Genomic DNA, 13,310 nt, shown 5'->3' on the forward strand with positions numbered 1-13,310 from the left:
TTACGTGTTTTAAAAAAGATTAACGGAGTTTTCATGATTCATTTAACTGAAAATGCTGCAACTCATATCAGCAATTACATCAAGAATCGCGGTAAGGGTGAAGGTATTCGCGTTGGCGTGAAAACTTCTGGCTGTTCTGGTTTAGCTTATATACTTGAGTTTGTCGATGATATTGACACGCATGACCAAGTATTCGATCAGTTTGGCGTAAAAGTATTCGTTGATCCAAAAAGCTTAGTTTATCTTGAAGGTATGGAGATGGACTATGTGAAAAATGGTTTAAACGAAGGTTTTGAATTTAATAACCCAAATAAAAAAGGCGAATGTGGCTGCGGCGAATCGTTTACGGTTTAAGCCATTTCCACGCTCCTTTTCGCATTAAAACAGTGTAAAATTCACTGTTTTAATTGCATTTAAAGCAACACTTTTTGCACCTCTATTGCGGACACCATCTCCCATGAATCATTTTGAGTTGTTTAACTTACCTGTAGCACTCGATATTGATTTAGCAGTTTTAAAAGCTGAATTTTTAAAGTTGCAGCAACAATATCATCCAGATAAAGCCGAAGACAAAGATCAAGCCCTGATAAAATCTAGTGAGATTAATCAAGCATTTAAAGCTTTATCCAATGTTGATAGCCGCGCTGCATATCTTTTAAGTCTCAAAAAACAAGATTATCACCTTGATCAATCGATTAGTGATTTTGAGTTCCTACAAGATGCCTTAGAAATTCGTGAACAGTTAGATGAGGCAGGCTCTGCTGATGACCTCACTTCACTTAAAACTGAAGTTCAGCAATGGATAGACGGTTTGGTTCGTGAATTCAAGATTGATTATGACGACGAAGACTGGGCTGAAGCACGTGATACCGTACGTAAATTACGCTTCTTCCAAAAAGTAATGGCTGACATCGATAAAGCTGAAGATCGCTTCTTAGACGACGATAGCTTTGATTTAGACGATGATTTTTAATTTATTTTTTATATTTGACGTTCAAAGGATGTAACACACATGGCTCTCTTGCAAATTGCAGAACCTGGTCAATCAAGTGCGCCGCATGAACACCGCATTGCAATTGGTATCGATCTTGGGACTACACACTCTTTAGTAGCCACGGTACTTTCTGGTAAAGCGAAAGTGCTTAACGATGAACATGGTCGTGTGTTACTCCCTTCTATTGCACACTATGGCGAATCCACTGCGCAATATGGTGACGACGCAAAGGCATTCTTAACGACTGATCCTAAAAATACTATCGTTTCTGTAAAACGCTTTATGGGTCGCTCTAAAGCAGATATCAAATTCCAACACCCGTACAACTTAGTCGGTGAAGCGAATGAAATGCCTGCTTTTGAAACTGCACAAGGTCGTAAAACACCCGTTGAAATTTCTGCTGAAATTTTAAAACAACTTAAAGACCGTGCAGAAAGCAGCTTAAATAATCCAGTAAATGGTGCTGTGATTACAGTACCTGCCTATTTTGATGAAGCACAGCGTCAAGCAACGCGTGATGCAGCTCAGCTTGCAGGTTTAAATGTACTGCGTCTTTTAAATGAACCGACTGCTGCTGCAGTGGCTTATGGCTTAGACCAAGACACCAATCTTGCACATGATCAAAACTATGTGATCTATGATCTGGGTGGTGGTACTTTTGACGTTTCAATTTTACGTTTCTCTCAAGGCGTTTTTGAAGTTCTAGCAACGGGTGGCCACACGGCGCTTGGTGGTGATGACTTAGACCGTCTGATTGTAAAATGGGCAAAAAAACAACTGAATATTGAAACTTTAGATGATGCTGAATATGCCCATTTCATCGTTTCTGCTCGTAAAGCAAAAGAAGCTCTAACCGAGGCTGAATCTGTAGAGCTTAAAGTTCTTGATCAATCATTGACTTTAGACCGCCCTACTTTTGAATCAATCATCAAAGTTGCTTTGGATAAAACTATCAGCGTTTGTAAACGTGTCATGCGTGATGCCAAGCTTGAGCTTAGCGATATTCAAAATGTGGTATTGGTCGGTGGTTCTACCCGCTCGTATGCTGTACAAAAAGCTGTTCAAGATGTCTTCAATCAAGAACCGCTCTGCACTATTAACCCTGATGAAGTTGTGGCCATTGGCGCGTCGATTACAGCGAACCAGCTTATTGGTAACTCTAAAGATGGTTCATTGCTTTTAGACGTCACACCGCTTTCTTTAGGTTTAGAAACCATGGGCGGTTTGGTTGAGCGCCTTATTTCGCGTAATACAGCTATTCCAGTGGCGCGTCGCCAAGAATTCACAACCTATCAAGATGGTCAAACAGCGATGTTGATTCATGTTGTACAAGGTGAGCGTGATTTGGTTGAACATTGCCGTAGTCTAGGTCGTTTCGTGCTTCGTGGTATTCCACCGATGACTGCGGGTCAAGCGCGCATTGAAGTGACTTTCCAAGTTGACGCAGATGGTTTACTCACGGTGTCTGCCAAAGAAACCACTTCTGGTGTGCATGCTCAAATTGACATCAAACCATCTTATGGTTTATCTGATGCCGATACTGAACGCTTACTGATTGATGGTTATAAGTTTGCTGAAGAAGACAAAAACTTACGTCATCTTCAAGAAACCAAAGTGGAAGCAAAACGTGAACTTGAAGCACTTGATCAAGCACTTAAAGTAGATGCTCAGCTTCTCAGCCAAGAGCAACACAGTTCCCTCACCGCTGCACGCACTGTTTTAGATGTTGCACTTGAAACGACAGATATCAAAGCTATTGAACATGCTGTAGAACAGCTTAAAATACATAGCGATGCATTTGCTGCAGCTCGTATGAATCAGCACATTGATGCCGCACTGAAAGGCACAAAACTCGATGACTGGTCAAACTCAAATTAATTTATAGGTCAAGATTATGCCACGTATTAAAGTACTGCCTCACGCAACAATCTGCCCAAACGGCGCTGAGTTTGAAGTCGAAGCAAATGCTAACCTTTGCGAAAGCATGTTAAAAAACGGCATCAAAATTGAACATGCATGTGATATGTCTAAAGCATGCACCACTTGCCATGTGGTTGTACGTAAAGGTTTTGATGGTCTAGATGAAATGGATGATGTCGAAGCAGATCTTCTCGATCGTGCTTGGGGATTAGAGCCAGACTCTCGTCTGTCATGCCAAGTAAAAATTGAAGATGAAGATTTGGAAATTGAAATTCCTAAATATACCATCAACCATGCTTCAGAAAATCATTAATTTATAGATAATTTTCTATAATCAAAAAGCCAGTTCATCGTAACTGGCTTTTTGATGCATAAATTTATTCAACATTTCAAAAAAGATGACGTTTTGATAAAAGAATGAATTGAGTTCTTTTTAAAATTTTACGCAATACGATTAGATCTAATTTTAATAATGCAGGTGTTGAATCATTAAGAGTGAGATTCAGTTTTTTTGACTTCTTCGATCACTTCGTCTTCTAAATTCAGTTTAACAATACCAGCAGAGTTGGTCATTTTTTGCTGTGTTTGTAGGCGCTGAATCATGCGTTCTAAAACATGTATTAGTTCAGGATATTCAAAGTTTTGTACTTCATCTAAGTTCAACAATAGATTAAAGCCTTTATATTCGTAGTCGAACCAACGCTGATAATCTGTTTTCTGTGAGGTATATTTTTCCATCACTTGCCAAGTACGTACTGGGCCTTTGATACCTTTTAAGAAGATCGGTGCTTTGGGCGCACATAAATAGTCATTTTTCACTAAATGATGCGTGTCATCTGAAATCAAAATTTCGTCGACTTCAGCAGCACTTTGCAATCGTGCAGCCAAATTCGCATCACGACCCACGATGGTATATGCCATACGGTGAGCTGCACCATAGTTCCCAACGTGGCAATACCCTGTAGAAATACCCATACGAATGTGTAGCGGCGGATAACCCATTTTAATCCAGCGTTCACGCAGCAACTTCATTTGCTGACGCATGACCATTGCCATCTCTAAACAGGTTTTTGCATCCTGCTCTACGCCTTGGCTATGTGGATCACCAAAGAAGATTAGAATTGCATCCCCCATAAATTTATCGACAGTCGCTTCATACTGTTTGGCAATCTCAGTCATATGACTCAAATAGTCATTGAGTAGAAATGCTAAATCGTCTGGGATTAATGTTTCAGAAAGTTCTGTAAACCCTTGGATATCTGAAAAGAAAATCGTGAGTTTTTTACGTTTATATTCGATCTTAGCTTCAGACTCACCTTTCATAATCGATTGCCAAAGTTGCATAGGCGCATAACGACTTAATTGATTAGCGAATTCCATATAACGATTCATCTGATCATAATAGTGATTCTTTTTATTGCTCAAAGACTGAACTTGGGTGTGTTGATAAAATGTCCCTACACTGAAATATGTAATAAGGCACAAAAAACCTAGAACGGTTAACTCACTGCTGGTTGACTCAAAATATTCTTGAAAACCAAAGACATAAATGTTACATAAATAAAATACAGTGACGCCTACAATCCCGGCCAAGGACATCATTAAGAAATTGATTTTGTTATAAATGGTTGTATATAGCAGCGCAAAGACCGCAAGAAAAGTTAAAACAAGGCTTAAATGTACTGCAGACATCAGTACAGCAATAACGATGATATCGATCAGAAAAAGCACATTACGCTTAACTTGATTGCTATATCGATAAATTAACCAATGAGAAAACTTAGGAACGACTAAAATCAGAAAAAATAAAAATGCAGGAATATAGATTTGATATTGCGTATCTGGCTGAGTGTAATGATAGACAACAATCACCAAAGACAGCATGATATATCCCATCAAACGATGAAAATATTCAAACTGTTTAGGCTCTTTGCTGATTAAATTGTCTAACGGCACTCGATCGCCCCCATACGGACACTCATTCTTCTACTATCCTGATATTGTCCGTAAATCGGGATTAGTCCATACGCCAATCAAAAGGCATATCACCTTGACCACGTAGTGCAAGCATTAGTGTTTGGCGCATGTGTGCCAAGACATCATTGTTATAAGGAACTGCTTGCGTACCCCAAACTGGTTTCGGCCAAGCCACATCATTTTGATAACGTACAACATGATGAAAATGTAATTGTGGAACCATATTACCCAATGCAGCTACATTCATTTTGTCTGCACGGAATACACGTGACAATTGGCTTGATAACCAGCTTGATTCACGTAAAAACTGCTCTTGGTCTGCCTGACTTAATTCATAAAGCTCTGTAATTCCCGGAACACGTGGAATCAAAATAAGCCACGGGAATTGCATATCATTCATCAAACGACATGTTGACAGAGGAAAGTCGCCTACATAAAACGTATCTTGAGCAAGTTGTGGATGTAAACTAAACATATCTTTATAAATGATGCAAAATTAGAATGATGGCTAATACTATCACATCCTTATGGGTGTGAATATTCAGTACAGAACGTTTCATTACAAATAAACCGCATTTGAATAAAACGTTGCTTGCTTATGACTCTAATAAATTTTTCAAAAAAATCAAGCGTTTCTTCTATAGAAAAAACACGCATAAAAATCTACTCATTCTAAACAAGCAATTTATACGCCAAATCTAGTGATTTGGCGCTAATTCCTTCAGTAAACTGTCTAATAAGTCATTTATAAATTGAATGCGTTTGTCATATTCTTCGAGCATGACCATCACTTTTAGACGCTGTCCACCTTCCATTCGGAAGAAAGTCGGATGCTTTTGCATCATTTGGATGATGGATATGGCTTGAACTGGTGTATCTGGCGAGAATTCAATACTGCCGCCATGTGAGCTGATATCAATTTTAGTAATACCCAATTGTTCCGCTTTTAAACGCAACTGATGGACAGAGAATAACTGCTTAACTGCTTGTGGTGGTAAGCCAAAACGATCGATCAACTCCATACGAATGTTATCGAGTTTCTCTTGAGTATCCGTATTACTAATGCGTTTGTAGAACAATAACCGTTGATGTACATCACCTAAATAATCATCTGGAATTAAGGCTGGCATATGCATGCTAATTTCAGCCGTTAATGATAATGGTGAGTCAAAATTAGGTGTTTTGCCTTTTTGAATGGCTTTGGTGGCTTTTTCAAGCATTTCCATATATAGACTATAACCGATGGTTTGCATTGAGCCACTTTGCTGTTCACCCAGCAACTCACCTGCACCACGAATTTCTAAGTCTTCTGTAGCCAACATGAAACCCGCACCCAAAGTCGATGCACGAGAAATGGCATCTAGGCGTTTTTCAGCATCACCTTTTAAGCCTTTGAGTGAAGGCACAAGTAAATAGGCGTAAGCTTGATGGTGCGATCGGCCGACACGACCACGTAATTGATGCAACTGTGCTAGTCCCAGTTTATCTGCACGCTCAATCAAAATGGTATTGGCGTTTGGCACGTCAATCCCAGTTTCAATAATGGTTGAACACACCAGCACGTTATATTCTTTATGATAGAACTGCTGCATGATTTGCTCTAGCTCACGCTCACGCATTTGACCATGTGCTACCGCAACTCGGGCTTCAGGAACCAATTCACGTAGAGTTTCTGCCGTACGTTCAATGCTCTCCACTTCATTGTGTAAGAAATACACTTGCCCGCCACGTAATAGTTCACGCAAGATCGCTTCTTTGATCGAATCTCCAGTGTGTTCTTGCACAAAGGTTTTCACAGCAAGACGACGTGCAGGTGGCGTTGCAATAATTGATAGATCACGCATACCACTAAAAGCCATATTCAGCGTACGTGGAATAGGCGTTGCAGTTAGCGTCAGCATATCGACATCGGCGCGTAATGCTTTAATTCGCTCTTTATCACGCACACCAAAACGGTGCTCTTCATCCACGATCATGAGGCCGAGATTTTTAAATTGCACACTTTCCTGCAAGATTTTATGTGTGCCAATCACAATATCCACTTTACCTTCTGCGAGGTCTTCAATGGTTTTGGTATGTGATTTTGATGAACCAAAACGTGAAAGGACTTCAATACGTACAGGCCAGTCCGCAAAACGGTCTTTGAAAGACTCGTAGTGCTGCTGCGCCAACAACGTGGTTGGCACAAGTACAGCCACTTGTTTGTTATTTTGTACTGCCACAAATGCAGCACGCATGGCCACTTCTGTTTTACCAAAACCGACATCACCACAAACCAAGCGATCCATCGGCTTCGCTTGTTGCATGTCATACAGTGTCGCTTCAATAGCATTGGCTTGGTCTAAAGTTTCTTCATAGGCGAAGCCACTGGCAAACTGCATATAGAGACTTTGATCCAGTTCAAATCCATAACCCGGCTTCGAGTGACGACGGGCTTGAATATGTAAAAGTTCTGCCGCCACATCATGGATCTGCTCTAAAGCTTTGCGTTTGGCTTTAGACCACGCATCTGTGCCCAATTTATGTAATGGTGCTAGATCTGGGTCACCACCACTGTATCGGCTAATTAAATGCAGATTTGTTACAGGGACATACACCTTGGCTGCATCGGCATAGTCTAACTGCAAAAACTCATGGTCTTGGTCATCGATACTCAAGGTAATTAAACCTGCATATCGCCCCACACCATAATCAATATGAACCACAGGTGCGCCAATACTTAGCTCGGTTAAACTACGAACAAGAAACTCTTCTGATACTTCCTGTTGGCGTTTACGACGACGTTGAACCACACGGTGTTCATACAGCTGATTTTCAGAAATTACACTGAGTTTGTCAGTTAGCAATAAACCACGATCTAAGGGCGCATTGGTGATCGCAATCGCGTGCATAGAATGCATAAAATCATCAAAACTTTCGACCGTTGGGATATCACCCAAACTTGGACGCAATGCATCTTTTAAAGTTTCACGTCGACCAGCGCTTTCAGCCACCAAAAGCACTGGATAATTTGCCGCATCGATATATTGCTTAACAGCATAAAATGGCTTTTCACGTTTTGGATCGACAGGTAAACGGGGTGGAATCTCAGCTGCAAGATTGATCACGCCCTTACGTTCATCAAAAGCCTCAGGTGAAGCCACTATACGACGGCAGAGATTTAATTGTTCTAACACTTGATTTGGTTGTAGGAAAATCTGCTCTGGCGGCAAAATCGGTTGGTCGACATTATGACGACGGTCTTCATAACGACGCACAATGTCTGACCAAAACTGAATCAATGTGTCATCTATGGCTCTATCTGTAATGACAATGCCATTCTCAGGTAAGTACGAAAACAGGGTACTTTGCTCTCTCATGGCTTGTTCAGAGAAGAACAACGGAAAATAAAACTCAATACCCGGTGAAGCTATACCATCTTGTACATCTTGATAAATTGGGTTTTTCTTTGGATTTGCTGTCGGAAAATTTTCCGCATATCGATCACGAAACAGTGAACGTGCTTCTTTTAATGGAAATTCTTTTGCAGGTAAAACCGTAAAATAATCTAAGTTTTGGGTGGTTCGCTGAGTTTCAGGATCAAAGAATTTGAGGGTATCGATTTCATCATCAAATAAGTCAATACGAATCGGTGAACTTTGCCCCGAAGCGTAAATATCCATGATGCTGCCGCGTACTGCAAATTCACCATGATCATAAACGGTATCCACCAAGTGATAGCCCGCTTGTACTAATCTTAATTTTTGTTGTTCGATATCAAATTTTTGACCTACTTTAATATCAAAGTGTTCACCTAATACCCAAGATGCAGGCGCAACTCGCTGCGCTAAAGTTGTTGCTGAAACCAACAACACGCCTTGCTGTGGCATATTGGACAAAATCGCCAAGCGCTCAGAAACGATGTCTTGATGTGGCGATAGGCGATCATAAGGTAAAATTTCCCAATCAGGGAAAATAGTCGGCTTAATTCCGTAAAATTCCAGCTCACTTTCTAACTGCCCGAGATGCTGATTATTACGTGCTACAATTACAAACAACTGTTTGGATTGTTTGCTAATTTCTTTAAATAATAATGCAGCAGATGAGCCTTGTAAGTTTCCGACCCACCGCTTTTCGCCAGCTTTGAGCTGTTTAAGATTGAGTTGTGAAATTTCTTGCTGGAACATGATGTAAATAGCTTTTAATGTTTTAATCACTTAGTGATCATATTAACACGATGCTTTTTACATTCCGAGATTTAAGCAACTATATACAGTGTTTTAACCAATATGGATTTGCGATTGTATTTTCTATTGATGAGTACCATTAACGCACCCATCAAACTCAAACACTGCAGTCCATTCACTTACTTACGATCACGGATGAATTGACGATAATAATCATTCAATAGTTTGACATAGAGTTTAAACTGCAACAGATTTTCTTCAGTATTGCCTAATCGTGCAACAAAGCGTTGACTTGCAATTTCCAAGTCTATTTTTTCATTGATAATCATTGCAGTTGCATAGAGCTGTTTTAAATCATCGAAATTTGTCATTTTTCTATTCGACAGATATTCCATACGTTCAGACAATGTATTTAAAACTACGCCTTCAATGATATAGCCCTGTGTTTCATCATATTGAATGTGGTGTTGTTCTAAGTAAAGTTTCTCAGGCGACTCTTTAGCGCCTTTGAATAAATCGACTAACTTATTAAACATCTGACTATCTACAACATGATAAAAAACCTATTGTACTTCGATTACGTCCTCTTTTGGGCAAGTTAAAGCTGTTCTGACTTTATCTATTCGCTAAATTTTTCATCCAAACCTTCAAGACTATATATAGAACTATAATTACGATCTTAAGCAAATATAGCGTTTTATTTTCAACCCAATACTTTCTTTTAGAAATTAAGTTCCTATTAGAGACTTAATACATCACTGCCATCAGATTAGTTCTCTAGCTTTACCACTGATTTCTTCAAATAAATGACGAAGGTTTAACCTTCGTCATTTACTCATAATTGGGCTATTTAAAAGTCTTAAATAAGCATTTAACTCACTTGAGCGAGTGGCATACTAAATGGTGTCACTTCAGAAACTAAATTTTCAATCGAGAAAATTTCATCCAATTGACTTTCAGTTAACAGCTCTTGCTCTAAAACCACTTGGCGAATGGTTTTATTTTCGGCAATACATTGCTTACCGATTTCATCACATTTTGCATGACCTAAATATGGATCGAGTAAGGTCACGATTCCTACACTACGCATCACAGCATCAAAACACGCTTGCTCATTTGCCTGAATCCCTTGAATACATTTGCTGTCTAATGTTTTTACGGCATTCACCAAAAGCTCAATCGATTCATTCATGGACAATGCAATGACCGGCTCCATGACATTTAATTGTAATTGCCCCGCTTCTGCGGCCAAAGTAATGGTTAAATCATTCCCCATTACTCGAAATGCAATTTGGTTGACCACTTCAGGGATCACAGGATTGACCTTTGCAGGCATGATCGACGAACCTGCTTGTAACTCAGGTAAACAAATTTCCGCTAAACCTGTTCGTGGCCCTGAACTTAAAAGACGTAAGTCATTACAAATTTTAGAAAGTTTGACAGCTAAACGTTTTAAGCAACTCGATAATAAAATAAATACGCCACAATCGCTGGTTGCTTCGACATAGTCTTCTGCACCTTGCAATTTTAAACCAGTCAAATGAGCCAAATTCTCAACTGCCTTAGCTGCATAACCCGCAGGAGAATTCACGCCAGTACCAATTGCTGTAGCACCTAAATTAATTTCCAATAAAAGCTGTCGATTTTGCTCAATCAACTTCAAATCTTCTTTTAATAATGTTGCAAATGCACGGAACTCTTGCCCCAAAGTCATCGGAACAGCATCTTGTAACTGTGTACGCCCCATTTTGATGACATGTTTAAACTCATCGGCTTTGAGATGTAAGCTTCCGATTAGTTGATTTAACACCACAAATAAAGCATCAAAAGCGCTAAATGTTGCTAGACGCAGCGCTGTTGGATAGACATCATTGGTGGATTGTGACTTATTGACATGGTCGTTTGGATGAATCCGTTGATAACTGCCTTTTGCATCTCCGAGCGACTCAAGGGCAATATTAGCAATGACTTCATTGGCATTCATATTGATCGATGTACCTGCTCCACCTTGATAAATATCAATTGGAAATGAATCTGACCATTGTTCTGGATGATCAATCAATGCATCACAGGCCTGCTGAATCGCTTGGCGAATATCATCTTGTATTAAGTTAAATTGATAATTGGTTTCTGCTGACGCTTTTTTTACCTGAGCAATAGCGCGTACAAAGTTTAAATTTTGTCCGACATGCTGCTTTGATATTTGAAAGTTTTCGATGGCACGCAATGTATGTATACCGTAATAACATAACTGCGGGACTGCTTTATCCCCCAATAAATCATGCTCTATTCTCGTTTTTTCCATTTGAACCGTTGTCACTGCGCATTCCCTCTAATTACGCACCAAGACTGTGCATACCTCATATTCGACCTGTTCAAATCATCTCACTACAGATGATGTGATGCACATTTGCAACCAAATATTTCAAATGCACCTTTCTTGTTCACCATGTAACATTGTGTAATTTTTACCTAATTTCATTAGTTCTCTTTTTGTGATGAAAAGTCTTAAGTAAATTTACATATCAAAATTTAAATTCCCTTCTGTACAACATTTCAGCAGCACAATAAAAAATTCGATTTGTAATAAGAAAAAATATCATTTACGCAAAACATACATAAAATATGCTTAAAGGTTACAGAGTGTAATTTTTAAATCGTGCTTGAATCTGCGACTTACGACAGAAGTACAAATTTTCATCTAGGACAGAGATGATTTGCTTTCATTAAGGATGAACCGCCTATGAGCCATTTAAACCCGACATTAGTCACCTTTATTTTTTATATTCTTGCAATGCTTGCCATTGGTTTGTATGCCTACAAAGCTACGCATAACTTTGACGAATACATTTTAGGTGGACGAAGTTTAGGAAGTGTTGTGACTGCACTTTCAGCAGGTGCATCCGACATGAGTGGTTGGCTACTCATGGGTCTCCCTGGTGCAATTTATCTATCTGGTCTTTCCGAAGCTTGGATTGCAATCGGCTTAATTATAGGTGCTTGGTTGAACTGGCTGATCGTTGCTGGTCGCTTGCGTGTTCATACCGAATATCAAAATAATGCCCTGACCCTGCCCGATTATTTCACGAGCCGTTTTGCAGACCGTAAAAAGATTTTACGTATCATTTCAGCTGTAGTGATTTTAGTGTTCTTTGCGATTTACTGTGCTTCTGGCATGGTGGCTGGCGCACGACTTTTCGAAAGTTTATTCGGTTGGAACTACACAACAGCACTGTGGATTGGTGCCATTGCAACCATCAGCTATGTCTGTATTGGTGGATTCTTAGCGATCAGTTGGACCGATACTTTCCAAGCGGGTCTGATGATCTTTGCACTGCTGATCACACCGATCATCACCTACCTTGCTTTAGGTGATAACAGTCAAAATCTTGCTGCTGTTTTGGAAACAGCTCGCCCACAAGCTTCTAATTTATTTGAAGGTTTAAGTACAGTTGCGATTTTATCCAGCATGGCATGGGGCTTAGGCTATTTTGGTCAGCCGCATATTTTGGTTCGCTTTATGGCAGCCGATTCTGTTAAATCCATTCCGAATGCACGACGCATTGGTATGACATGGATGATCCTGTGTCTAGGCGGTGCTGTAGCAGTGGGTTATATCGGTATTGCTTACTTCCAAGTCCACCCAGAACTGGCAAGTGTCGTTAATGCCAACCCTGAAACGGTATTTATGGAGTTGACTAAAATTCTATTCAATCCGTGGATTGCTGGGATTATTTTAGCCGCAATTTTAGCTGCGGTGATGAGCACACTTAGCTGTCAGTTATTGGTGTGTTCAACAACCTTGACGGAAGATTTGTACAAAGGATTTATTCGTAAAAACGCATCGCAAAAAGAATTGGTTTGGATTGGACGTGCGATGGTTTTGGCAATTGCCGTATTTGCAATCACCTTTGCAATGAACCCTGCAAGTAAAGTTTTAGGCTTAGTGGCTTATGCATGGGCAGGTTTCGGTGCTGCATTTGGCCCACTGATTATTCTTTCATTGCTGTGGAAACGTATGACGCTTAACGGAGCAATCATTGGCATGATCGTGGGTGCTGTGACTGTCATCGTGTGGAAAAACTACTTAGGCCACCTTGGTTTATACGAAATCATTCCAGGCTTTATTTTCTCTGCGATCAGTATCGTTGTCGTGAGCTTATTGGGCAAAGCACCAGAGGCGGATGTGGTTGAACGCTTTGAAAAAGCCGAAGCGCAATATCAAAAAGAAATGTCTGAAATCTAAAATTTTT

General features: G+C 39.9%; 10 protein-coding genes. 5 read left to right on the top strand and 5 right to left on the bottom strand.

Annotated elements, in window-relative coordinates; translation table 11 throughout:
• The first annotated feature begins 33 nt into the window (after positions 1 to 33).
• From iscA to fdx, 4 genes are all read left to right on the top strand, one after another.
• On the top strand, positions 34 to 354 hold the full coding sequence (gene iscA / locus FTU75_RS08880; RefSeq protein WP_180115751.1) for an iron-sulfur cluster assembly protein IscA: 321 nt from the start codon (positions 34 to 36) through the stop codon (positions 352 to 354).
• 103 nt (positions 355 to 457) lie between these two features.
• Complete coding sequence (gene hscB, locus FTU75_RS08885) at positions 458 to 973, top strand: Fe-S protein assembly co-chaperone HscB (protein WP_180115752.1); 516 nt, start codon at positions 458 to 460, stop codon at positions 971 to 973.
• A gap of 39 nt (positions 974 to 1,012) precedes the next feature.
• Positions 1,013 to 2,872, top strand: a complete 1,860-nt coding sequence (gene hscA, locus FTU75_RS08890; RefSeq protein WP_180115753.1) for a Fe-S protein assembly chaperone HscA — start codon at positions 1,013 to 1,015, stop codon at positions 2,870 to 2,872.
• A gap of 16 nt (positions 2,873 to 2,888) precedes the next feature.
• Complete coding sequence (fdx, locus tag FTU75_RS08895) at positions 2,889 to 3,227, top strand: ISC system 2Fe-2S type ferredoxin (protein ID WP_078188671.1); 339 nt, start codon at positions 2,889 to 2,891, stop codon at positions 3,225 to 3,227.
• A 176-nt stretch (positions 3,228 to 3,403) separates the two neighbouring features.
• Here the strand turns inward: fdx and FTU75_RS08900 are convergent, their stop codons facing one another.
• From FTU75_RS08900 to aspA, 5 genes are all read right to left on the bottom strand, one after another.
• Positions 3,404 to 4,870: an adenylate/guanylate cyclase domain-containing protein gene (locus FTU75_RS08900; protein WP_078193484.1), complete on the bottom strand. Its 1,467-nt coding sequence runs from the start codon at positions 4,868 to 4,870 to the stop codon at positions 3,404 to 3,406.
• Positions 4,871 to 4,931: 61 nt separating this feature from the next.
• Positions 4,932 to 5,366 carry an HIT domain-containing protein gene (locus FTU75_RS08905; protein WP_180115754.1) on the bottom strand — a complete coding sequence of 145 codons (435 nt, stop codon included), beginning with the start codon at positions 5,364 to 5,366 and terminating at the stop codon, positions 4,932 to 4,934.
• A gap of 223 nt (positions 5,367 to 5,589) precedes the next feature.
• Positions 5,590 to 9,057, bottom strand: a complete 3,468-nt coding sequence (gene mfd, locus FTU75_RS08910) for a transcription-repair coupling factor (protein ID WP_180115821.1) — start codon at positions 9,055 to 9,057, stop codon at positions 5,590 to 5,592.
• A gap of 179 nt (positions 9,058 to 9,236) precedes the next feature.
• A complete protein-coding gene (locus FTU75_RS08915; RefSeq protein ID WP_180115755.1) occupies positions 9,237 to 9,593 on the bottom strand; it encodes a hypothetical protein in 357 nt (118 codons plus the stop codon).
• A 335-nt stretch (positions 9,594 to 9,928) separates the two neighbouring features.
• The gene (aspA, locus tag FTU75_RS08920; protein WP_180115756.1) at positions 9,929 to 11,377 is read right to left on the bottom strand and encodes an aspartate ammonia-lyase; all 1,449 of its coding nucleotides are present in this window, start codon (positions 11,375 to 11,377) and stop codon (positions 9,929 to 9,931) included.
• Between the two features lie 423 nt (positions 11,378 to 11,800).
• Here aspA and putP point away from each other — a divergent pair, with 423 nt between their 5' ends.
• Positions 11,801 to 13,303, top strand: a complete 1,503-nt coding sequence (putP, locus tag FTU75_RS08925) for a sodium/proline symporter PutP (protein WP_180115757.1) — start codon at positions 11,801 to 11,803, stop codon at positions 13,301 to 13,303.
• The last annotated feature ends 7 nt before the right edge of the window (positions 13,304 to 13,310 follow it).

Source organism: Acinetobacter sp. YH12140 (assembly GCF_013418475.1).
Classification (GTDB): Bacteria; Pseudomonadota; Gammaproteobacteria; order Pseudomonadales; family Moraxellaceae; genus Acinetobacter; species Acinetobacter amyesii.

Excerpts from the sequence above, each read along its gene's own strand:
- mfd (WP_180115821.1), bottom strand. The coding sequence starts at position 9,057 with ATGTTCCAGCAAGAAATTTCACAACTCAATCTTAAACAGCTCAAAGCT.
- FTU75_RS08905 (WP_180115754.1), bottom strand. The coding sequence starts at position 5,366 with ATGTTTAGTTTACATCCACAACTTGCTCAAGATACGTTTTATGTAGGC.
- hscB (WP_180115752.1), top strand. The coding sequence starts at position 458 with ATGAATCATTTTGAGTTGTTTAACTTACCTGTAGCACTCGATATTGAT.
- FTU75_RS08915 (WP_180115755.1), bottom strand. The coding sequence starts at position 9,593 with ATGTTTAATAAGTTAGTCGATTTATTCAAAGGCGCTAAAGAGTCGCCT.
- putP (WP_180115757.1), top strand. The coding sequence starts at position 11,801 with ATGAGCCATTTAAACCCGACATTAGTCACCTTTATTTTTTATATTCTT.
- iscA (WP_180115751.1), top strand. The coding sequence starts at position 34 with ATGATTCATTTAACTGAAAATGCTGCAACTCATATCAGCAATTACATC.
- fdx (WP_078188671.1), top strand. The coding sequence starts at position 2,889 with ATGCCACGTATTAAAGTACTGCCTCACGCAACAATCTGCCCAAACGGC.
- hscA (WP_180115753.1), top strand. The coding sequence starts at position 1,013 with ATGGCTCTCTTGCAAATTGCAGAACCTGGTCAATCAAGTGCGCCGCAT.